This is a genomic window from Flavobacterium daemonense (assembly GCF_007341385.1).
In the GTDB taxonomy this organism is placed as follows: domain Bacteria; phylum Bacteroidota; class Bacteroidia; order Flavobacteriales; family Flavobacteriaceae; genus Flavobacterium; species Flavobacterium daemonense.
The window spans coordinates 135,929-161,290 of sequence record NZ_VJYD01000001.1 but is presented as its reverse complement, the minus strand read 5'-3'; the positions used below and the strand labels follow the sequence as shown (position 1 = coordinate 161,290).

Sequence of the window (25,362 nt, the reverse complement as noted above, 5' to 3'; positions counted from 1 at the left end):
TTTATCTCTGTGTGGAAACTTGTTTCTTTTAAGCTCTTTTTTCAACACAAAAATCTATGTCTCTATGTGTTAAAATGTTTTTTTTTATTTCACCAACAGGTTTTTTATTTCTTTGGTGGTAAAATTGTTGTTCCCCAAGCTGAAGGTTTTGAATCCATTTCATAACTTAATTCCCCGCCTTTCATAATATCATCATGGGAAATCCATGCTTTGTTGTATGGTTTTCCGTTTAAAAAAGCTGTCTTTACGTATTTATTTTTATCATTCATATTTTTAGCTGTAATCTTAAATTGATTCCCATTTTCCAGCTTAATAATTGTTTCTTTAATAAATGGCACGTTCAGCAAATAATACGGCTGACCAGCATTTGGATATAATCCCATCATATGAAAAGCAAGCCACGAAGACATTGCTCCCGAGTCGTCGTTTCCAGGTAAACCTTCATGCGAAGTATTGAAATTACTTGTAATGATTTCGTGAATTCTGTCACTGCTCAAATAAGGTTTTCCAATCCAATGATACAAACAAGGTGTCAAAAATGAAGGTTCATTGGCAACGTTGTATAATTTTGAATCGAAGAAGATATCCAGTCGCTTTTTGAAAGCATCGTCACCTCCTGATTTACGAACAAGTTCTGGTACATCATGAGGAATACTAAAAGAATATTCCCAAGAAGTTGCTTCGTAGAAAAACACGCACCAATGACAAACATACCAAGGCGACTCAATAATTACGGGAGTATATTTAAATGTTGGTTTTTGAATTTTAGATTCTCCAAAAACAATATCGTCCAGCCATTTTCCTGATGCGTCTTTTGGCATAATAAATCCTTTTGCTCCATTGTTTTCATAATCAGAACGCCATAGATTTTGCCAACTATCTGCTTGCTTCATGTATTGATTGTATAAATCAGTATATCCCAAACCTTTTGCAACTGTAGCAATATTATAATCGTTGTATGAAAAATCAATCGTCATATTTCCAGCTCTGGGAACGTTATAAGGCACGTAACCCAAACGCAGATATTCCATCAATCCTCCTCTTCCTTCTTTCTCTTCATTTCCTCCAGGAGGTACTGTCGCATCTTTCAGCATTGCTTTTAATGCCAATTCATAATCGATTCCTTTTAGATTTTTCACAAAAGCATCTGCCAGAACGACCTCAGCATTTGAACCGCCTTGTGTACGTCCGTTGTCATTTCCGCTTCTTCCTTCGGGCATATAACCTTCACGCTTATAAATGTTCAATATCGCATTTACAATTTCAACCTGACGCTTGGAATCAATTAATGAAATCAGCGGACTTGAGCTTCTGAAAGTATCCCAAATACAATAAAAATCATCATAATAAGGCTCGTCGTTTGTCCATAATGGATTTTCACCCGTTCTATTTACTGGAGCGAGCATGGTGTGGTATAAACCGGTGTAAAACATCTTTTTATACGCTTCAGATGTATCTGGCGAAAGCGTAATTCGGCTTAACAAAAGTTCCCATTTATTCTCTAAACTTGTTAATACCGCATTAAAATCCCAATGCGGAATTTCAACTTCAATATTGTTTCTTGCTTTTAATTCACTCAAGAATGAGATTCCGATTTTTACATTCAATTCCTGTTTTCCTTCTTTTTCGAAAGAAAGCAATGCAGCAGTCTTTTTTCCTGAATCAAATTGAGAAGATTTGTCGCTATAAAATTTTCCATCTTTCCAAGTAACATATTTTGCAATAGGCTGATCAAAAACAGCCCAAAAATAAACCGTATAAGCACGCCCGTTATTCCATCCGCCACGAATTCTGCTGTAACCTCGAACTTCGTGATCTGAAACAATTTCGATTTGTGAACCTACAAATTGCTGTGCTTCTCTTCCGTCTGGTTCAGGCGATTCTCCCAAGAAAAATCCTGGATCGATTTTTAAATCTTTAGATGTATTTTTAGGATAAGTAATTCGGTAAAACGATGCTTTTTCGGCTGTTGTTATTTCTGTTTTGATATTATTTTCTTTGAAAACAGTTTCATAATATCCCAACTTTACATTTTCTTCAGCTCTATGCGAAGCTTGATCTAGTTTGTCCAAGGTTCCTGAAAAGGGCATAATTTGGATATTCCCATATTTAGGCCCTCCGCCTGTGCCGCTAACATGCACTTGGCTAAATCCTGTAACCTCTTTAGGCAAAGCAAGCCAGCCGCTGTTTGAATTTACCGTACAATCTGGACTCGGTTTTACCATTCCGTAAGGACAAGATGGGCCAACAAAAACTCTGCCCACGCCTTCTGATCCAATCATGGGATCTACGTTGGTATGAACTTGATTTTGTGCATTAACGGTAATGGCAAAAAATGATGATATTCCTAAAAAAAGTATAGTCTTAGTATATTTTTTCATCTGCTTCTTTTATACTTTAATTGTTGTTTTATTTTAAAATTTAATATTACGGCTTATTAGCCATTTCTAAAATTAATTCGCCTCCGCCTGTAATATCATTATGAGAAATTGTAAAATTCTCAACAGGTTTATTATTGAATTTTGTTCGGCTTATATAAATATTTTCTGGACTGTTGTTAACGGCTTCAATTACGAACTCTTTGCCTTTGTAATAATCTGGATTCAATTGAATTGATACTTTATTAAAAATAGGACTTCCTATTTGGTAAGCAGGATTTTCATCTGTTCCGCCATTCATCTGAAATAAGCCAATTTTAAGCAATACGCTTAAACTTCCCATTAAACCTTGATCTTCATCGCCATTATAACCCGTTTTTGGTGACAAACCGCTAAAAGTTTCTTTTACAACCTCTCGCGTCCAATATTGTGTTAAATCCGGTCTTCCAATAAAATTAAAAACAAAAGAAGTCTGTATCGAAGGCTGATTTCCAAAGTTAATTGGAATTCGGCTAAACTCAGGATGTAATTCTGCATCATGCGAAGTTCCAGACGTAAATTTCTGTTTTTTAGCCGTTTGAAATTGTGCATTTAATTTTTCAACTGCTTTTTCTTTTCCTCCCATCAATTTAACCAAACCATCAATATCATGCGGTACAAACCAAGTTGCTTGTGCTCCATTTGCTTCTATAAAACCATTTTCATACTTATAGGGATCATAATTTGCAAGCCATTTTCCATCAACATTTTTAGGACGCATCCATCCAGATGATGTATCAAAAACATTCTTATAATTCTGAGATCTTGTTAAAAAATATTTATAGTCCTCATTATGATTTAATTTCTTTGCCAATTGAGCCAAAGTCCAATCTTGATACGCATATTCTAATGTTTGACTGGCACCGTCCTGATGGCTTCCAAACTGCCCATCAGGAAGCGGATAAGGAACATATCCTTTCTGCAAATAATATTTTAATCCGCCACCGCTATTTGTATTATGTTCGTAACCAGCTTTTCCCATAATACCATTCAGCATGTGATTTTTCTTCAAAGCGATATAAATCGATTCTAAATCGTCTTTTACAATTCCTTTTTGAATTGCTGTGACAATAAATGGCGTAGTCGAAGCTCCTGTCATTACATACGTATCGTTTCCTCCGGCTGGACCACGCGGAATCATTCCTCCATCTTTGTAATATTGCATGAGTGAATGTACAAAATCATCCATAATTTCAGGATAAGCAAGTCCCCAAAGTGTATTAATTGTCCATTGAGCGCCCCAAAATGAATCTGAATTGTATTGATTGAATTTTGGTTTTCCTTTGGCGTCAATTGGCAATTGTCCAATTCTGAATTTTTCGCCAGTATTGTCTGGATAGGCTCCATTTGCATCACTTATCATTTTTCTTCCCTGCAAAGCATGCCAAAGATCAGTATAAAATCGTCTTTGATCATTTTCAGAACCGCCTTCTATTTTAATTCTTCCAAGCAAGTTATTCCATTCTTCACGAGATGCTTCAACTGTTTTATCAAAATCCCAATTTGGCAATTCTTCTTGAATATTAATTGAGGCATTTTCAACCGAAGTATAAGAAATACCTACTTTCATTAGTACTTTTTTATCAAAATTACCAAAGTCGACCAAGTAATTTCCTGTTTTAGAATCTTTCTCTATAGAAACTATAGGCGCATTTAATTTAATTTTAAAGAATACTGTTACTGGTTTTGGACGTCTGAAATTAGTGCTTAAAACCAATGATCCCGAAAGTTCATTATCATTATTTTTTTCCAGTGTGCCATCTGTATTATCGCAAGGTCCCAAAATCGTATTCAGATTTAAAAGAATTGCTTTTTGAGCATTGGCAGGAAAAGTATATCGATGAAAACCAACTCTTTTTGTACTTGTAAGTTCTGAAGTGATTTGGTATCGATCAAGTATAACCAAATGATAACCTGGAGTAATTTTTTCTGTATCGTGGCTAAATGCCGAATAAAAATCTGTAAAAATTTTCTTTTTATTTTCTTTAGAAATCGCAACTGGCATTACTGAAAGTCCTGACAACTGCCATTCATGAACATGGCTGAATCCTTTTATTGTATCAGTATCAAATTTATAGCCTCCACCCCAATCTCCTTTAATTTCTGTATCAGGACTTAAATTTACCATACCAAATGGACGGCTTGCGGATGAAAAGTAAAACCATCTTGAATTTTGAGTATCAAGCAAAGGATACACCTTATCTACCAATTGATTTTTTTGGAGATAAGCTGTTTTCTCGCTTTGGCACGATACTAAAAAACTAAGACATAAACTTAATCCTAAATATCCAATTTTATAAATTTTGCTTAATTCCATTATATTGTCCTAAAAGGTTTTGAGCTTTCGATTTTATGCTTTAATAAAAAAGGAGAAGAATTTTTGCTCTTCCTCTCCTTTTTATAACTATTCTTTTTTTAAATTCCTGTTTGTTTTAGTATCCAGGATTCTGGTCTAACTTAGGGTTTAAAGCCCTTGCGTAAGTCGGAACTGGAAATATACGACGCGTTTTATCTGCATTTGTTTTGAAGCCCCATTGGTCTTCATATTTGCCAAAGCGGATCATATCATTTCTATGCCATGCTTCCCAAGCAAACTCACGGCTTCTTTCTTTGTACAAATCATCTAATGTTACACTTGTCCATGCTGCAGATGTTGAACGATTAGAACGAACCATATTTACCAATGAAATTGGAGTTTGTCCTAAAGTGGCATTTCCTCCACGAAGAATCGCTTCAGCTTTCATCAAGATAACATCTGAATAACGTAAAAATGGAACATCGTTATTTTGGTTACGGCTTGTTGAAGTATTGTCAGGATAAAACTTTATGTTTCTATACCCCATATTCCATGCAATTTCATCATTTCCACAATCAAACAGTGCAGGGTTTTGACGAAGAACGACATCTGGAGTCAAGTTTACTTGATACGTATAAGTTGCACCACCATCTGAACCTGTGTAGAATTGGTCATAACCTTTCTTTGTTGTTGTAACCATTACTGGAGTAACACCATCGTTCATGTATTGCAAACCAGTCAACCATTGTTTATTACGGATGTCATTAGCATCATTAAAATAAGCATAAAATGAAGCAAGGGTACTTCTAGGCGCACTAGGTGTAAATGGAAGACCAAATTTTGCTCTTTCAGAACGTGGCACATCATAACGTGAATGATACATTTGTCCATTAAACCCTACTGATGTAGCTGAAGGATCAAAAGGAACAGCAAAAATGAATTCTTTCATTTGCGGTCCATTATTTGGATAAAACATCTGTAAATAAGTTGCTCTTGGTTCAATAAGATACAAACCTGAATTAATTACAGCATCAGCCGCAGCAATACAATCGTTGTAACGTTGTGTTCCTGTATAAACTTCAGCATTTAAATACAATTTAGCTAGCATTGCATTTGCTGTTTGTTTATTTGGTCGACCGTATGTTGTTATTCCAGAAGCAGGATTCAAATTAGGAATAGCGTTTTTTAATTCTTTTTCAATGAAGTTAAAAACTTCAACTCTGCTAGCTCTCGCTTTAGAGTTAAATTCACCATAAACAGTATCTAATGGCACACCTCCATAAGAATCCATCATCATGAAATAACTAATAGCGCGCATGGTTTTTAATTCAGAAATCATTGTTGATTTTTCTGCACCAGTTGGCATTGTCTTATCTAAAATTGCTATGGTCTGATTACTTGTTCCAATAACTTTTTCTGCCCAATCCCAAGGACCAACTCCATTATCTGCAGTCCAATCGTGATAGTGCTGACAAGCATAAGCTCTGTTGTCAAACCAGTTTCCACCTCTTGCAGGCATAATGGCTTCATCTGTAGTTAATGATTGTGACCACCACCAAGAAAATGCAAAATCTCCACGAAAAGCGGCATAAACCGCACCCGATGCCTGAACATACTGTGCCGAATTCTGAGGAAATACATCTGGTGTTAATTGTGTCGTTATCGGCACATCGAGATTGTCGCAAGAACCGAATAAACCACCAGCTATCAGCAAAGGAAGTCCTAAATATTTAAATATATTTTTCATAGTTTTTACAATTTAATTTTTAAAATACCACGTTCATACCAAACAAAAATGTTGTGGTTTTTGGATAAAAGTTATTTGAATCTACACCAGGAGCTGTTCCTCCTTGTTCTACCTCAGGGTCAATTCCGCTGTATTTTGTAATAACAAAAAGGTTATTTACTGTTTCATAAAGACGGATTTTCTTAATGTATCTACCTACTTTTCCAAAATCATAACCCAAAGTCATATTGTCTAATCGAATGTAGCTTCCATCTTCAATAAAGCGAGTTGAATATTTATAGGCATTGATATCATTTGGCGATTCATTTGCTGCATCTACAAGGATGTTGTTAGACATTGCTGTACTCGGCCTAAATAAATCTGCGCGCGTTGCATTGAAAATTTTGTTGCCAAATACACCACGGAAGAAAATATTCAAATCAAATTTTTTGTATGTAAAATTGTTATTCCATCCCATCATGAACTTAGGTTGTGCACTTCCTGCATAATGATAATCTACACCAATTTGAGGATTAGTTGTCAAGCTGCCGTCTTTAGCAACATACTGAGAAATACCTGCTGCATTTTTTCCCGCATATTGAAGTGTAAAGAATTGTCCAAGAGGTTTTCCTTCTTTCAAAATCTGTAAAGTACTTCCTGTTTGTCCGCCTCCATCAGGTTGCACTCTTCTTATCGAGTCACCTCCAATAAAATATGGATTTGTCAATTTCGTAATCTCGTTTTTATTGTGTGAAAAATTCAAGCTCGTAGCATAACTGAAGTTTTTAGTTTTAACCACGTTAGCATTCAAAGTCACCTCGACACCTTTGTTTGACATGTTTCCGCCATTTGCAACGATTGTTCCTACTGGTACAAGTACTGGATTTACAGAATAGTTGTAAATCATATCAGTAGTTTTCTTGTCATATACTTCGACAGAACCTGATAGTTTTCCTTTTAAAACTGTGAAATCAAGACCAATATTTGCTGTTGCAGTTTTTTCCCAATTCAAATCTGGATTTGCAGCTTGGTTTGGTCCATAAGCACCAACTTGTTGTCCATTGTAATAAAATGTTCCTAAACTTCCTGAAATAAATTGTGCTGTATAAGCATTAAATCCAGAAGAGTTTCCTGTTTGTCCCCAGCTCGCACGAAGTTTTAAGTCTGTAAAGATTTCTTGGTTAGCCATGAAACCTTCTTTGTCAATTCTCCAAGCTCCACCAACTGAAGGAAAATAACCCCATTGATTATTTGCTCCAAATACAGATCCACCATCTCTTCTGATAGATCCTTGTAAAAGATATTTATCCTTGAAATTGTAATTCAAACGTCCGAAATACGAAATCAAGCGTTTTTTCTGATAAGCTCTACTATCTCCAAAATCAACTCTATAACCAGAAACGGCAGCATAATTACCCAACGCCAAGTTGTTATAACTTACATTATCTACTGGGAAATTTGTATTTGTTGCCTGGAATCCATCTCCTAAAACATCTTCTTGCCATGAATAACCAATTACTGCTTTAAGCTTATGGTTTCCAAATGTTTTATCCCAATTCAAGAAAGTTTCAAGAATTGTATTATTTGTTTGATATGAGTTTCTTAATGCTGATCCGTTTACACCAAAATTCATTAATGTTTTTACCAATGGTGGATCTGGGTTATTGTAGAAATTTGAACTATTATATTGCTGATAATAACTGTCATAATATTCACCATGCAATGAGTTTAATTGCTGGTAAGACAAATTCAAGTTATAAGTTAGTCCCCAAGGAAGTTTTACTTCTGTAGTCAAGCTACCAACGAAGTTATTTGTTTTAGTATCATCATCGGCATGATTCATCATTGCAACTGGATTAAAATAACCAGTTTGAATGAAGTTTTCATAATACGACCCGTCTGGATTTGTAACTGGAGAAACCGGAAGATGGTTAATCGATTGTTGAAGCACTACATTTCGTTGCGGAACATTATTGTATTTACTATTTGAGTTTGTAACATTCAAACCAAATTTAACGTGATCATCAAAAACGTTTTGCTCTATTGCTAAGTGTGCAATCAAGCGAGAAAACTCATTTCCTTGCAAAACTCCTTCTTTATTGATGTAACTAACGCTCGCAAAATAATTGCCATGCTCGCCTCCGCCACTCATTGAAAGATTTTGACTTGTAGAAGGCGTATAACCTGGTCTTAGGATTGCATCTTGCCAGTCTGTATTAGCCCCTTTATCATTTTCAGGAGTAAAACTTAGCTTGTTTTTGCTTAAAAAATCTCTCAATTGACTAGCATTCATCATATCAAGCTGATTTGATACTTTTTCAAAACCAAAATAATTGCTGTAGCTAACTTGAGATCTGTCTTTGCTTCCTCTTTTTGTTGTTACCATGATAACACCATTTGCAGCACGGTTACCGTAGATCGCTGTAGCTGCAGCATCTTTCAATACGTCGATTGTAACAATATCTTCTGGAGCGATGATCGAAATATCTACTCCCGGAATTCCGTCAACTACGTAAAATGGACCTTGAGAACTGTTTAATGTCGAGGCTCCACGCAAAACCACAGAAGAAGCTTTCGTAGGATCGCCACTTGTTGAAACATTCAAACCTGAAACTTTACCTTGTAATAATTGACCAACATCAGCAATTACACCATTATTTAGATCGTCTGCTTTTACTGATGAAACGGCTGTTGTTAAATTTTTACGAGATCCTTTTCCGTATCCTACCACAACAACTTGTTCTAAGTTTGTAGTTGTTGATGCTAATTTAATTGTAATATTAGATTGCCCATTAAGTTTGACGCTTTGATCTACAAAACCAACAAATGAAACAAAAAGGGTAGCATTTTTATTTGAAACTGTTAGTCTAAATCTCCCATCAAAATCTGTCATGGCACTATTTTTAGTTCCACTTTCAATTACATTGGCCGCTGGTAATGGCATGCCTTTGTCGTCCAAAACTACTCCGGACACATCTGCTTTTTGCGCCCAGCTATTAAATGAGAGGCTTGCAAAAAACACTAATAATAATAGTTTAAGTTTTTCCATATTATATTTAAGTTAGTTAGTTAAATAATTGTTAAGCGAAAATAGAGCTATTGCTTTGTTTAATAAATGGACAGATTATTCATAAACATGGATATTTTTAATTATTCCAGCAAAATCAATACTTTAAGCGCTTATTTCTTCGTAACAAATTCGTTAAAAATTCAAATCTGTTCATAAAATAAATCATAATTCTTTTATAATTTTCCTAAATCCTGCCGGCTCATGACGTCGCAATTCTTTTAATTTTCTATTTAATTCATATTTGTGCTTTCACACCATTTTGTTTCCCATTCTTTTATAGATTCAACCACTTTTATTTCATCAAATGGTTTGTTGCTGACAACTGATTCTCGTTGAGCCTGTAAAAACATTTTCCATCGTGGCCAATAAAATCCTTTATACATACCGCCCCATGCTCTTGAAGCATAATCATTCAAATGCCCCTCACCTCCCCAAAGCGTTATAATCGTTTTGGCATTTTTTAGATACAATTTTGATTCTGATTCTGAGCTTCCATAATTCCATGCCGACTGCAGCCAATTTTTTAAATTATTTAAAGGTTGTCCTTTCATCATATTATCAATCTCTAAAGCTTGTTTTTCTATCTTTTTAAACAATTCATCTCCTTTTTTCAAGTCTTTAGCATTATAAGCTGCTACACATTCCATTAGCATATCATCAATACAAAGCGAGTAATACTGTCTTGAGGCATCGATCAAATCATATTGAAAAAGGTTCTTTTTGTCAAAGTTCTTAGCTTCTTTATTCAAAATAACCAAAGCTTGCTTCAGTTTTTCTTTGTCTCCCGGATTTCCTTTGAATTCTGTTATTTTTAAAGTTGGTCTTTTAAAAAATAAATAAGCTCCTGCTTTTTCATTCCACCAGCGAGTTTCCCAATATTTTGTGCTATAAACCGATTCTACCAATAATTGCCATGCTTTGAGAACTCCAGCAGAATTTTCTTTCCCATATCTGGCTTTCAGATAGTGATCCAGCCATTCATTTACCGATTCTTTTCCCAGCGTCCATGGCAAGTCATAAATATATTCGTAAACCGAAGAGGTAGTATTCAAACCTTCAGGCATGGCTCCATAACCTACAACATTGCCTCTGCTTGTATTTTTCATCAAACTTAGAAGTTCATTTCTGTAGAAATTGAAATCTCCATAAACGGGATTAGATCCTCCATAATTATGAACATATCCGTATGTCCATTGTTTTCCATAAAATGCCTCCTGATTTTCCCACACTTTATACCTATCATTTGCATAATCTTGAATGATCATTCTATCATTTGGAACTTTGCTAAGAAAAGCTTTTGTTGCTTCTTTCGTCCAAAATTCTTTATTATCCCCAAAAAGCCAGCCCTGCATTACCCATTTTGCTTTTGGAGCCGCAGCATTAATCGCTTCAAAAATGGTTTTTCCATAGTCAACCAACTCTTCATTTTTATGTCCTTCTGAAACTGGCGGCACTATTTCGTTAAAAGAATCTGCCAAATAAAAATCAGATTCACCATATACTTTCGTATAAATCTCAATAAAACGTTTACCGATTTCTTTAAACAAAGGATCTTTTGAATCTAATAAGTAAGTACTCTCAAAACCGCCACCCGACCAAGATTTTAATTCACTTATCTTTGAATCTGGATGTTTTTCGGCAAATACTTTCGGAACATACCCACTAAAAGCCGGCACTACTGGATGCATGCCTAGTGCTCTCATTTTTTGCAGAATTTTCTTTTGAACTTCTTCCTTTTTATTTATAAACTCTTGTGGCAACGGACCATCTAGACTATTAATATTTCCCATTCGCTGCCAAGGCAAAAATGCAGGACCTGCAAAATGTTCTTGTAATTGCGCATCTGTTACACCATATTCTTTCCAGAGCAGTTGCCAAACCGCCTCTTGTCCTTCTAATGCAGTTGGCAAATTAATACCATGCAATGCCATCCATTCAATTTCCTTTTCCCAGCGCTCCCAGTCCCACCATGGAGTTGTATAGCCAAAAGTACAGGCATTTAAATATTCTCTGTATTTAAACGGTGTTGCTCCCTTTTTTGAATATGCTGGCCACGTTTTAGGCAAATTGACTCTGTTTCCTTCCCAACTTACTAATACAGCACCAATATCTCTAAGAAAATTATAAGCCGCGTAACAAATTACAGTATTCGATGTTGCTTTGATCTTTACTGCATTTGGTGTTGTCTCAATTTCAAACCAATCAGCATCAGCTATTTCTTTATTTTCTATGATTTCCAACTCAAAATCATTCGCTCTATTGCCAATCAGTTTTTCGATTACAGCAAACGAACTTTTTGTATTTTCTCCGTTTTTGGAATATACATTAAAAACCAAAAAAAAGACTACAAAAAAATAAGAAAAAGAACTACCTAAAGCAATTTTCTTTTTACCTTTTGAACCATTAGTTCTCCTATTGCAATACATTTAATAAATATTTTTTACGTTTATAAAAAGCAACTATAATTTAGGTTACAAAAAAAAACAGATTTCAGATCGATACTTATAAAAAAACAGGAGACTATTAATCTCCCGTTTTAATAAAACCATAAATAAACAAACCTAATCTTTTAGATAAAAATCTAATGCCACTTATATGTCTGTAACCTGCAGACTCATTAGATTTTTACTTGAGGTAAAAGTATATATCTTGATGGCTTAAACAATGGACACATTATTCAACATTATAGACATTTTGCCCAAAAAACCACAGTTGGCGTATAGAAATGATGTGAATAATCGGAAATTCGATAAAATGCAATTCTGCATTCAAATTAAAAATTTCTTTTTCCAAAACCGAACAAAATGGATAAAATAAAAACGGAAAACATTTTAATTATATAACATTAATCTGAAATAATGTAAACCGAAGGAAAATCTTATTTATACTTTCATAGTTGATTTAATTCCAAAAATTATCAATTCTATGAAACACCTTTACTCTAAAATACTTGTTGCTGTATTTTTAGTTTTTCTTATAAATTACGGCAGTGCGCCCCACTGTGATGATGAAGATTATACTCACGGCCCTAAAGAGGCTCTTCATCATCAGACTAATACTTTAAGCGCCAAGATTGATTATTAATTTCTCTGAATTTTACCTTGAAAAAACGGCTTGAATTGCCTAAACAACTTACAGAATTAAAGCGAAAAGAATAATCATTCTTCTAATTACACTAAGAAAACATTTATGATTTATAAAAATATACTTCAAATTGACGACGATATAGACGATTGCGAATTTTTCATGGAAGCTTTACAAGCGGTATCAACTGCAGACTATACTGCAATGCACAATTCGGTTGAAGCGCTCGATAAATTAATCCGTCAGGAATTAAACCCTGACATTATATTTCTTGATCTCAACATGCCAGTTATGTCGGGTTTTGAATTTTTGACGGCGATTAAAGCGCAAAAAATCATTCGAGATATTCCGATTGTTGTTTTTTCGACTTCGCAATTTGAAGAGACAAAATTGAAAGCAAGAAGTTATGGTGCACAAGAATTTATTTCGAAGCCAAGTGATTTTAACGAACTAAAAAAAATAATAAGTGATTTTACCATATAATGTGTTTTTCAGAATGTAAAATATGCCCTATTGCAGCTACTTTATTTTTTAATGCAGTTTTCTTAACAGAAAGACAATGAAATTATCTACTCAAATAATTTTGGCCTTCACACTTATCATTTTGCTTTCTGCTGCAGATTCGTATACCAATTACAGACTGTCTCTTAAAGTCAATCAAAATTCGCAGTTTCTTTCTAAATCAGAAGCTGTAATCCGCAATTCAAACAAAACTCATAGAGCTATTTTACAAATGCAGAGTGCCGTGCGCGGTTATCTTCTAACAAGTGATTCAACTTATCTCGTACCTTATTACAGCGGTATTGAGAAAGTCCCTGGTTTTATTGTCGAACAGCATACGCTTATTGACAGCAACAAGATTCAGTCGGTTATTTTAGATTCGATAAGCATTCTTCACAACGAATGGCTTATTTATACATCTGAATTGATTCGGGCAAGAAAAGAGAATCCTAAAACCTATCAATATCTTTTAGACAACAAACTCAAAAAGCATATTGGCAAAAACATCAATGATTCGATCACCAAAAAGTTCAGAACATTTGATAAAATCGAATACAAAACAAGAGCGCATCATTCTGAAATGCTGTTGCATTCTTTGAGCAAAGCCAGAACGTATTCGCTAGTTTTTTTGTCGCTGACGATTTTCATCGGAATCTGCAGTACGGCGTATATCGTGGTGATGATCACAAAACGAATCAATTCGATGGTTCGTGTGGCTGATACGATTTCAAAAGGACGTTTTACGATTGTCCAAGATTATAAAAATGACGAATTGAGTGCGCTCGCCTCGTCGCTGAATATCATGTCACGCCGTCTGGAAAAAAATATTCAGGAACTGGAAAACAAAAACGAAGAACTCAACAAGTTTGCTTACGTGGTTTCTCATGATTTAAAAGCGCCGTTGAGAGGAATTTACAATGTAATCAGCTGGATTGAAGAAGATTTGTCAAGCGAAATCTCCCCTGAACTTCGAAATTATCTGAATATTATTCCGAAACGAACACAGCGCATGGAAGCTTTAATTAATGGTCTCTTAGAATACGCAAGAATAAACAGGAAAACGCCTCCAGAAGTAGTGGATACCAATGCACTTGTTCATGAAATCGCACAATCGATCGTTCCAAGAGAATTTAAACTCGAAATTATCAATCTTCCGGAACTTGTTACAGAACGTTTGAAACTGGAACAGGTTTTTTCGAATTTAATCAGTAATGCAGTGAAATATTCAAAATCTGAAAATCCATTTATCGAAATAAAAGCCACTAAAGTGCTCAATTTTTATGAGTTTACAGTTGCTGATAACGGAATTGGAATTGATGAAGAATATCATCATAAAATTTTTGAAATTTTTCAGACACTCAGAGAGAAAAACGAAATGGAAAGCACCGGAGTTGGACTTGCCATTGTTAAAAAAATAATTGACGACCAAGGAGAAAGCATTCATGTCGAATCAAAACTGGGCAAAGGAACCAAATTTACTTTTACCTGGAGAAATAATAAACAATATGAGAAAGCCTAATATTTTATTGATTGAAGATGACGAACTGGACACCATTTCGGTTGAGCGCTCGCTAAAAAAGCTGGAAATCAAATATGATCTTCACACGGCTTATAACGGTCTTGAAGCGCTTCAGATGTTGCGAAATAAGGAAAATCCGCTTGTTCCAGATGTTATTCTGCTTGATATTAATATGCCGAAAATGAACGGAATAGAGTTTTTGCAGATTCTGAGATCTGACGAAAAATTAAAAGACCTTAAAGTTTTTATCATGACTACTTCGTCTGAAAGCAGTGACCGAGAAACAGCCGAAAATTTAGGGATTTCAGGATATATCATAAAACCGCTCAATTATACTGATAACACAAAAAGATCAGACTCTATGGATGCTTTTGTCCAATTTCATTTAAGAAAGATCTTGCTGAATGAAAACGTTTAAAACAATTATTAATTATGAATTGTTAATTGTTAATTGTTAATGAAAAACCAAAAACTCAAATCCACATTCACAATTAACAATCAATAATTAACCTCCAATCACCAAAAACTAAACCTGCCATAACGCCACCGATTATGAAAAATAAGACAAATAAAAATAAAACCTCTAAAAATGACGTGCTGATTGCAATGCCCGTTATTACAGATGAAAAAACTGCTGATCGCAAAAGCAAGAAAAACAAATCTGAAGAATCAATTCTTAGCGATGCCGAATTTTTGAAGATTTTGCTGAAAGTCAAAAACGGAAATTTTTCACAGCGTTTTCCAACCGATCAAGATGGAACTAAAAGAGCTATTTGCGACACTTTGAATGAAATCATCGATTTGAACGAAAGAATGGTTTTTGAATTTCAGAAAGTGGGTAAAAACATTGGTAAACAAGGAAAACTAACCAATCGCGTTGTGCTTGATGGTGCACGTGGTTCGTGGAGTTCCTGTGTTGATTCGGTAAACACCTTGATTTCAGATTTGGTTCACCCAACAATCGAAATTGCGCATGTAATTACATCGGTGGCAAAAGGAAATTTGTCGCAGGAAATGCCTTTGTCTATTGAGGGAAATCCGCTTCAAGGGGAATTTCTCCGAATTGCAAAAGAGGTAAACGGAATGGTAAAACAGCTGAACCTTTTTTCTATGGAAGTTACACGTGTGGCGCGTGAAGTTGGTACCGAAGGAAAATTAGGCGGTCAAGCAAAAGTTCGTGGTGTTGGCGGGGTTTGGAAAGATTTGACCGACTCTGTAAATAAAATGGCATCGAATCTTACCGGGCAAGTTAGAAATATTGCAGATGTGACAACCGCTGTTGCAAAAGGAGATTTATCGAAAAAAATTACGGTTGACGTAAAAGGAGAAATTCAGGAATTAAAAAATACCATCAATACCATGGTGGATCAGCTGAACTCGTTTTCTTCGGAGGTAACACGTGTGGCGCGTGAGGTTGGTACCGAAGGAAAATTAGGAGGTCAAGCACAAGTAAAAGGTGTTGGTGGAACTTGGAAAGATTTAACCGATTCGGTGAACCAAATGGCATCCAATCTTACCGGACAAGTTCGAAATATTGCCGATGTAACAACGGCCGTGGCAAAAGGAGATCTTTCGAAAAAAATTACGGTTGACGTAAAAGGAGAAATTCTAGAGTTGAAAGACACGATCAACACGATGGTAGATCAGCTGAATTCCTTTTCTTCTGAGGTTACGCGTGTGGCGCGTGAGGTTGGTTCTGAAGGAAAATTGGGAGGACAAGCGCGCGTTCGAGGTGTCGGAGGGGTTTGGAAAGATTTGACCGATTCGGTAAACCAAATGGCATCCAATTTAACAGGTCAGGTTCGTAATATTGCCGAGGTTACAACAGCCGTAGCAAAAGGAGATTTATCTAAAAAAATTACTGTAAACGTAGAGGGCGAAATCCTCGAATTAAAAAATACCATCAATACCATGGTGGATCAGCTGAACTCTTTTGGTGCCGAGGTAACGCGTGTGGCGCGTGAGGTTGGTTCTGAAGGAAAACTCGGTGGTCAAGCCAAAGTAAAAGGTGTTGGTGGAACATGGAAAGATTTAACCGATTCGGTGAACCAAATGGCATCCAACTTAACCGGACAAGTTAGAAATATCGCCGAGGTAACAACGGCGGTAGCAAATGGAGATTTATCGAAAAAAATTACGGCTGTAGCCGAAGGAGAAATCTTAGAGTTGAAAAAAACCATCAATACCATGGTGGATCAGCTGAACTCTTTCTCCTCTGAGGTAACGCGTGTGGCGCTTGAGGTGGGAACCGAAGGAAAACTCGGCGGTCAAGCCAAAGTAAAAGGTGTCGGCGGAACATGGAAAGATTTAACGGATTCTGTAAACCAAATGGCATCTAACTTAACCGGTCAGGTTCGTAACATTGCCGAAGTTACAACCGCCGTAGCAAAAGGCGATTTATCACGCCAGATTACGGTTGATACCAAAGGAGAAATCTTAGAGCTGAAAAACACAATCAATACAATGGTGGGTCAGCTGAATTCCTTTGCCTCTGAGGTAACTCGTGTGGCGCGTGAGGTTGGTACCGAAGGAAAACTTGGTGGTCAGGCTCAGGTTGAAGGTGTTGGCGGAACTTGGAAAGACTTAACGGATTCGGTAAACCAAATGGCATCCAACTTAACAGGACAAGTTCGTAATATCGCCGAAGTTACAACCGCAGTGGCAAAAGGCGATTTATCGCTCCAAATTACCGTTGACGTAAAAGGAGAAATTTTAGAGTTAAAAAATACCATCAATACAATGGTGGATCAGCTTCGAGGCTTTGCTTCGGAGGTTACGAGGGTTTCGCGAGAAGTAGGAACTGAAGGTAAATTGGGAGGACAAGCGAATGTTCCCGGAGTCGCCGGAACTTGGAAAGATTTAACAGATTCCGTGAACCAAATGGCAGGAAACCTTACTGCGCAGGTTCGTAATATTGCCGATGTGGCGATTGCCGTGGCGAATGGAGATATGTCCAGAAAAATTACGGTTGACGTTCGCGGGGAAATTCTGCAATTAAAAGAAACTTTAAATACAATGGTGGATCAGCTTCGTGAATTTGCCTCTGAGGTGACTCGTGTGGCGCGTGAAGTGGGTACCGAAGGAAAATTAGGAGGTCAAGCCAATGTGCCCGGAGTTGCCGGAACTTGGAAAGATTTGACCGATTCGGTGAATCAAATGGCGGGTAACTTGACCACTCAGGTTCGTAATATTGCCGAAGTTACAATTGCTGTGGCCAACGGAGATATGTCGAAAAAAATTACAGCTGACGTTCGTGGGGAAATTCTGCAATTGAAAGAAACCGTAAATACCATGGTGGATCAGCTTCGTGCTTTTGCCTCTGAGGTTACGCGTGTGGCGCGTGAGGTTGGAACGGACGGAAAACTGGGCGGTCAGGCCTTTGTACCGGGTGTTGCGGGAACTTGGAAAGATTTAACGGATTCGGTGAACCAAATGGCATCGAACTTAACCGGACAGGTTCGTAATATTGCCGATGTAACCAAAGCCGTGGCAAATGGCGACCTTTCAAAACAAATTACCGTTGACGTAAAAGGTGAAATCCTTGATTTGAAAAATACGTTCAATACCATGGTGGAACAGCTGAATTCGTTTGCATCTGAGGTTACTCGTGTGGCGCGTGAAGTGGGTACCGAAGGAAAACTTGGCGGACAATCTGAAGTGAAAGGTGTTGCGGGAACTTGGAAAGATTTAACGGATTCTGTTAACGTAATGGCGTCCAATTTGACGGGTCAGGTTCGTGGAATTGCAAAGGTGGTAACATCGGTTGCAAAAGGAAACTTAAAACAAAAACTTTCTATTGATGCAAAAGGTGAAGTTGCACAACTTACAGATACTATCAATGAAATGATTGACACGCTGGCTACTTTCTCTGATCAGGTTACAACGGTTGCCCGAGAAGTAGGTGCCGAAGGAAAACTGGGTGGACAAGCGAACGTTCCGGGAGCATCGGGAACCTGGAAAAACTTAACAGAAAACGTAAATCAATTGGCAGCGAATCTTACTACGCAGGTTCGTGCGATTTCTGAGGTGGCTTCTGCTGTAACGCAGGGAGATTTAACGCGAACTATTGGTGTTGAAGCTAAAGGCGAAGTTGAAGCGCTTAAAGATACTATCAACCAGATGATTTCAAATCTTAAAGCTACAACGCTACGTAATCAGGAACAAGACTGGCTGAAATCGAATTTAGCCAAATTTACGCAGATGCTTCAAGGTCAAAAAGAGCTGAATGCCGTTACTAAAAAAATCCTTTCGGAGCTTGCAACGGTGGTTACAGCACAGCACGGACTTTTCTATATTTTGGAAGAAGGCGAAGAATTCATGGATTCAAAACTGAATTTAATCGCTTCTTATGCTTACATCAAACGCAAAGATTCTATTACGTCATATGCAATGGGCGAAGGACTTATTGGTCAGGTGGCTATTGAAAAAGAACGAATTATTTTGAGCAATGTTCCAAAAGATTATATCCGAATTAATTCAGGACTAGGCGACGCAAAACCAAAAGATGTTATTATTCTGCCGGTTCTTTTTGAAGGTCGACTTAAAGCGGTTATTGAATTGGCTTCTCTTGACACCTTTAATCAGACGCATTTAGATTTCCTTGAAGGTTTGACAGAAAGTATAGGAATTGTATTGAATACGATTGAATCGAATTCAAGAACTGAGGAATTATTGGTTCAGTCACAATCTCTGGCAAGTGAGCTAAAAAGTCAACAAGAAGTGCTAAAAAATACGAACGAAGAATTGGAAGAAAAAGCAATTTTATTGGCCAATCAAAAAGAAGAAGTGGAACTTAAAAACCAAGAGGTCGAGGTTGCCCGAAAAGCGTTGGAAGAAAAAGCCGATCAGTTGACGCTGACTTCAAAATACAAATCGGAATTCCTTGCGAATATGTCGCATGAGTTGCGTACACCGCTGAACAGTTTACAGATTCTAGCGAACGAATTGATTGCCAACCGCGACGGAAATTTATCTGAAAAACAAATTCAATTTGCCAAAACAATCAATTCTTGCGGTGATGACTTAATTCAGTTGATCAATGACATTCTGGATCTTTCTAAAATTGAATCTGGCTATATTTCTGTCGATTATAATCCAATTAGCTTTGAAGAAATCAGCCGATTTGTCGAATCTACCTTCAATCCTATTTCGCAGGCAAAACATCTTAATTTTGAGATTTTTATGGATGCGAATCTTCCAGAAGTAATGGAAACCGATTCGCAACGATTGAATCAAATTCTGAAAAATCTTTTATCCAACTCCTTCAAATTCACTGAAAAAGGTTCTGTAAAATTGAATATTTATAAAGCAGATAATAATTGGAAAACTAAAAATGTTAGCTTAGAAAATGCTGAAGCTGTAGTTGCTTTTGAAATTTCAGATACTGGAATCGGGATTTCAAAAGAAAAACAAAACATCATTTTTGAAGCTTTCCAACAGGCGGAAGGTTCTACAAGCCGTAAATATGGCGGAACTGGTTTAGGCTTGTCTATTAGCCGCGGACTTTCAGATTTATTGGGCGGAAGCATCGAATTGGAAAGTGATACCAATATTGGAAGTAAATTCACCTTGTTCTTACCTTTGAAATTTGTTCATATTGCCGAAATTGAAGACATGAACGTCAATGAAGAAACAAATGTACTTCATGCGGGAAAAAGCCGTTTAAAATCGCTTCCATCGTCAAGCTTCAATAAATCGGATATTAATTTGTATTTTGCTGATGAAGTTGGCGACGACCGAGCCATCATCAAACCCGATGACAAAATTCTGTTGATTGCCGAAGACAATTTGACTTTTGCCAAAATATTACTTGAAAAAGCGCATCAGCATGATATTAAAGCCGTTGTGACGACTAAAGGAAATGATGTAATTGACTACATCAATCAGTTTCAGCCTCATGCCATTACAATGGATCTCAATATGCCAGATACAAGCGGATGGAAAATTCTAGATCGACTAAAAACGGATTTTACACTTCGACATATTCCTGTTTACATTATTTCGGGCGAAGACGAACGAAATAAAGGATTAAAACGCGGTGCTCGAAACTTCCTAGTAAAACCAGTCAAAAATGATGTATTGACGGCTCTTTTTAATGATATTCATGATTTCAAAAACAAAAAAGAGAAAAATTTATTGGTGGTTGACGATAATCCAGCAGAATTAAGACGCATTGTCGAGGCTGTGAAAGCTGATGATATTTCGATAGCAACAGCGCTGACTGCAAAAGACGCTGTTAAACTTATTGAAGAAAAATCATTTGATTGTATTATCTTAGATTTAGTGCTTCCAGATGCTGACGGATTGGATTTGATCAGTGATTTGGAAAACAATATCAGCGGACAAGAAACTGCAATCATCATTCATTCTGCAGGCGATGTAAACAAAAAACAACGCAGCAGACTCAGTCGTTTTGCACACAGTATTATTACAAAAAGTTCGAGTTCAATAGACGAATTGGTTGATCAAACGGCACTTTTCCTTCATCGCGTACACAAGGATTTGCCGGAAAACATGCGAAAACGAATTGAAACTTATTATTTGAAAGAAGATGTACTCATTAATAAAAAGGTGCTTTTGGTAGATGATGATGTGCGTAATTTATTTGCGCTGACAACAGCTCTGGAACGTTTTGGATTAGATGTTATAAGTGCCGAAAGCGGTCATGAAGCTATCGAAATTCTAAATCAAAATACGAAAATGGATATTGTTTTGATGGATATCATGATGCCGGAAATGGACGGTTACGAAACCATGAAAATCATTAGACAAAACGCCAGACATAAAGATTTGACCATTATTGCCGTTACTGCAAAAGCCATGAAAGGCGACAGACAAAGATGCATAGAATCTGGCGCATCAGATTATATCACGAAGCCTGTCAATGTTGAACAATTATCTTCATTAATGAGGGTTTGGTTAAAATAATATTTTAAATAAAAAACAAAATGGAACAAGCTCCTGTTAAAATATTATTAGTGGATGATAAAAAGGAAAATCTGCTTTCGCTGCAGGTTGTTCTTGCTGATTTGGGTTATCAGTTTGTCGAGGCGACTTCCGGAAAAGATGCATTGCGAATTTTGCTGAAAAATCAGGATTTTGCTATCATCTTGATGGATGTGCAGATGCCTCTTATGGACGGATTTGAAACTGCAGAAATGATTAGGCAAAGCGAAAAACTCAAACATGTCCCAATTATTTTCCTGACGGCAAATATGAGCACTTCAGACTATATTTTTAAAGGCTATCAGTCTGGTGCTGTTGATTATATGATCAAGCCTTTATCTGCTGAAATTCTGAAAGCAAAAGTGATGGTTTTTACTGATTTGTATAAAAAGAACCGAGAACTGCAGCTTAAAGAAGAAGAAACTAATGCGCTGAACGCCAAGATTACAAAAGCCAATGAAGACTTGGCATCACAATATCTTGCAATTGAAAAATATGCAAATGAACTAAAACGAAAAAACACAGAACTTGATGCTTTTACGCACATTTCTAGTCATGATCTTCAAGAACCGCTGCGAAAAATTCAGACTTTTTCGAACATTATTCTTGCGAAAGAATACGAGAATTTAAGTCCCGACGGAAGATTGAAATTTGACCGAATTTTATATTCGACAAATAGAATGCGTGAATTGATTAATGATCTTTTGGCTTTTTCACGAACTAATATCATTGATCGTATTTATGAAAATACAGATTTAGAAATTATTGTTGATAATGTAAAAGAAGCGCTGAAGGAAAATATTAAGGAGAAAAATGCGAATATTACAACTGATTTACATGGAAAAGTCAATATTATTCCGTTTTTGTTTATTCAGCTGCTTGAAAATTTGATAAATAATTCGCTTAAGTTTTCTCAAAAAGAAGTGCCGCTTCAAATTACAATCAAAAGCCGAATTGCGACTGGAAAAGATTTGCATAATGACAAATTAGTGCCGCTAGACACGTATTGCCATATTAGTTTTCAGGACAACGGAATAGGTTTTGAACCTGAACACAGCGAAAAAATATTTGGTGTTTTTCAGCGTCTGCACACACGAGATATTTATGACGGAACCGGAATTGGGCTTGCCATTGTCAAAAAAATAGTGGAAAATCATAACGGAATTATTATGGCTTCGGCGCAACCTATGAAAGGTGCAACTTTTGACATTTTTATTCCTCAATAACTTATTTTCTCAAATTTGATATTGGCGTATCGCCAATTTTCTCATTTTCTTCGTCTGTTATTTTTTCTTTCTTAAAAGTTAAGACTTTACTTTTTACAATAAATAAGCAGACCGAAAATCCTAAAAAAATAAGGGATATTAAAATGATCTCTAGTAGTAAACTGTTTTCTGGTATATAATTTATCATCATATTTATCTTTTTAAATTTCGAAAAGAAAACCTAACTCACTAGTATATACGTAAATAGCTCAATTACAGATTTAAAAAATACGCTAAAAAGATGTATTTTATTAAAATAAAAAGTTTGTCTTAAGCTTTTATCCCTCTATTTCCCTCCTTTTCCATTCTAAATATTTGAAACTTCACAAATACTTTTCTTTTCAAAATTTTTCTTTCCAAAAATAGTGTTATTTTTACACTTATTACTGTTTTTTTGACCACAAACTTTACTAACCGACCAAAAAACCGCAAAAAATGAGATATTTCTTTCTTAGTTTTCTTCTGTTTATCTTTTCGAATTCGCTACACGCACAAAAAAATATCGCATCAAGTCCTGATAAAAACATTAAACTTGAAGTTTCTGTCTTAAATGGGAATGCTTTTTACCAAGTATTTTATAAAGAAAATAAATTTCTAGACCAATCACCTTTAGGATTATTAAGTTCTGTTGGAGATTTTACAAAAGGACTTAAATTAGTTGGAAATACAAAAAATACAATTCAGGAATCGTACAAATTAGAGCGTTCAAAAGTGAGTTCGGTGAATTACAAAGCCAATGAAACAAAATGCGTTTTTACTAATGCTGCTAATGACACATTGCATATTATTTTCAGAATTACGAATACAGATATCACTTTCAGTTATCTGATTCCAAAAAGCAAAAAAAATACTGGAAATTGTATTATCGAAAAAGAAATTACAGGTTTTAAACTTCCATTAAAATCGACCGCTTTTATTACACCACAAGCTCCTCCGCTAAGTGGCTGGGAGAAAACAAAACCATCTTATGAAGAAGAATATACTAGAGAAACGCCTGTAGCAACAAAATCGCAATATGGGTTAGGATATACATTTCCGGCACTTTTTCATGTCGAAGATAAAGGCTGGCTTTTAATTTCTGAAACTGGAATCAGTGGTAATTATCCGGGAACTCGATTGAGCGACGCAAGTTCAGACGGAATTTATACTGTTGCTTTTCCGCAAGAAGGCGAAAACAATCATAACGGATCCGTAACAGCATCTGGAATATTGCCAATGCAGACTTCGTGGAAAACCATAACATTAGGAACAACTCTAAAACCAATTGTCGAATCAACGGCATCAACAGATGTGGTAAAACCGCTTGTGAAAACATCAAAAATATTCAATCCAGGCCGAGCAAGCTGGAGCTGGATTGTTTGGCAGGACGAAAGTTGCAACTATAAAGATCAAAAAACGTTTATTGATCTTGCATCTGACATGAAATGTGAATATATTTTAATTGATGCACTTTGGGATGTAAATATTGGAAAAGAAAAAATGGCCGAATTAGTTGATTATGCCAAAACGAAAAATGTGAGCGTTTTACTTTGGTACAATTCTAATGGAAACTGGAATACCGCTCCGCAAACGCCAAAAAACAAAATGAACACCCAAGAAACAAGAAGAGCAGAAATGCAATGGCTGCAGCAAATTGGGGTAAAAGGTTTGAAAATTGATTTCTTTGGCGGCGATAAACAGGAAACGATGAAACTCTATCATGATATCCTTACAGATGCGGCAGAATTTGGTTTGAATATCAATTTTCATGGCACTACGCTTCCACGTGGCTGGGAACGCATGTATCCCAATTATATGACTAGTGAAGCAGTTCTAGCTTCTGAAAATTTAGTTTTTCAACAAGCATTTTGTGACCGATATCCTTCAACGGCAACAATTTATCCTTTTACAAGAAATGCGGTGGCTTCAATGGATTTTGGACCTGTTTTTCTAAACAAACGCCTTAATCGTGAACCAAACAAGGGAAATTTTAGAAAAACAACAGATGCTTTCGAAATGGCTACGGCAGTGGTTTTCTTTTCTGCTGTACAACATTGGGGATTAACTCCGGAAAACCTAACCGAAAAACCGTCTTATTTATTTGAGTACTTAAAAAATGTCCCAACAGTTTGGGATGAAACACTTTTTATTGACGGCTACCCAGGAAAATATTGTGTAATTGCTAGAAGAAAAAATACAAAATGGTATGTTGCTGCGATTAATGGTGAAAATAAAACGAAAAATATTACAGTAAATTTACCAATGCTGAAAGGTAAAGATATTTCTATAATTAGTGATGGCGAAGGTCAGGAATCAAAATTCAGCACTAGAAAACTGGAAAATAGTTCTTATAATCTGGAACTCTCTGCAAATGGCGGAACGGTTTTATTTATGCCTTAAATTTCTCGATTTGATTTAAGCAAAAATTCATTTTAACACTTAGAAATATCATCATTGATTAAGGGAAGATTTACAATTTTATGACTACAAATCTCTTCCTAAGATACAAAACCACAAAGGTTTGTCATTTCGACGAAGGAGAAATCTCCGCAAGAAGCTC

General features: G+C 36.1%; 12 protein-coding genes. 7 read left to right on the top strand and 5 right to left on the bottom strand.

Going from position 1 to position 25,362, the window contains the following annotated elements; genetic code table 11:
* Positions 1-104 precede the first annotated feature (104 nt).
* From FND99_RS00590 to FND99_RS00570, 5 genes are all read right to left on the bottom strand, one after another.
* Entirely contained in the window at positions 105-2,381 is a 2,277-nt protein-coding gene (locus tag FND99_RS00590; protein WP_144336061.1) for a GH92 family glycosyl hydrolase, read from the bottom strand.
* A 46-nt stretch (positions 2,382-2,427) separates the two neighbouring features.
* Complete coding sequence (locus tag FND99_RS00585; RefSeq protein ID WP_144336060.1) at positions 2,428-4,734, bottom strand: GH92 family glycosyl hydrolase; 2,307 nt, start codon at positions 4,732-4,734, stop codon at positions 2,428-2,430.
* Between the two features lie 115 nt (positions 4,735-4,849).
* Entirely contained in the window at positions 4,850-6,460 is a 1,611-nt protein-coding gene (locus FND99_RS00580; protein ID WP_144336059.1) for a RagB/SusD family nutrient uptake outer membrane protein, read from the bottom strand.
* Positions 6,461-6,479: 19 nt separating this feature from the next.
* Positions 6,480-9,488, bottom strand: a complete 3,009-nt coding sequence (locus FND99_RS00575) for a SusC/RagA family TonB-linked outer membrane protein (protein ID WP_144336058.1) — start codon at positions 9,486-9,488, stop codon at positions 6,480-6,482.
* A gap of 251 nt (positions 9,489-9,739) precedes the next feature.
* Entirely contained in the window at positions 9,740-11,935 is a 2,196-nt protein-coding gene (locus tag FND99_RS00570) for an alpha-N-acetylglucosaminidase (protein ID WP_144336057.1), read from the bottom strand.
* Positions 11,936-12,434: 499 nt separating this feature from the next.
* Between FND99_RS00570 and FND99_RS20135 the strand changes: the two genes are divergently transcribed.
* From FND99_RS20135 to FND99_RS00540, 7 genes are all read left to right on the top strand, one after another.
* Positions 12,435-12,593: a hypothetical protein gene (locus tag FND99_RS20135; protein WP_162615519.1), complete on the top strand. Its 159-nt coding sequence runs from the start codon at positions 12,435-12,437 to the stop codon at positions 12,591-12,593.
* Between the two features lie 105 nt (positions 12,594-12,698).
* Positions 12,699-13,076, top strand: coding sequence for a response regulator (locus tag FND99_RS00565; RefSeq protein ID WP_144336056.1), 378 nt, complete (start codon positions 12,699-12,701; stop codon positions 13,074-13,076).
* 76 nt (positions 13,077-13,152) lie between these two features.
* Positions 13,153-14,613, top strand: a complete 1,461-nt coding sequence (locus FND99_RS00560; RefSeq protein ID WP_144336055.1) for an ATP-binding protein — start codon at positions 13,153-13,155, stop codon at positions 14,611-14,613.
* A complete protein-coding gene (locus FND99_RS00555; protein ID WP_144336054.1) occupies positions 14,600-15,031 on the top strand; it encodes a response regulator in 432 nt (143 codons plus the stop codon). Before FND99_RS00560 ends, FND99_RS00555 begins: the two co-directional genes overlap by 14 nt.
* A gap of 134 nt (positions 15,032-15,165) precedes the next feature.
* Complete coding sequence (locus FND99_RS00550; protein ID WP_211356610.1) at positions 15,166-21,540, top strand: HAMP domain-containing protein; 6,375 nt, start codon at positions 15,166-15,168, stop codon at positions 21,538-21,540.
* Between the two features lie 20 nt (positions 21,541-21,560).
* Positions 21,561-22,784: a sensor histidine kinase gene (locus tag FND99_RS00545; RefSeq protein WP_144336053.1), complete on the top strand. Its 1,224-nt coding sequence runs from the start codon at positions 21,561-21,563 to the stop codon at positions 22,782-22,784.
* A gap of 474 nt (positions 22,785-23,258) precedes the next feature.
* Positions 23,259-25,202, top strand: a complete 1,944-nt coding sequence (locus FND99_RS00540) for a glycoside hydrolase family 97 protein (protein WP_144336052.1) — start codon at positions 23,259-23,261, stop codon at positions 25,200-25,202.
* Positions 25,203-25,362 lie beyond the last annotated feature (160 nt).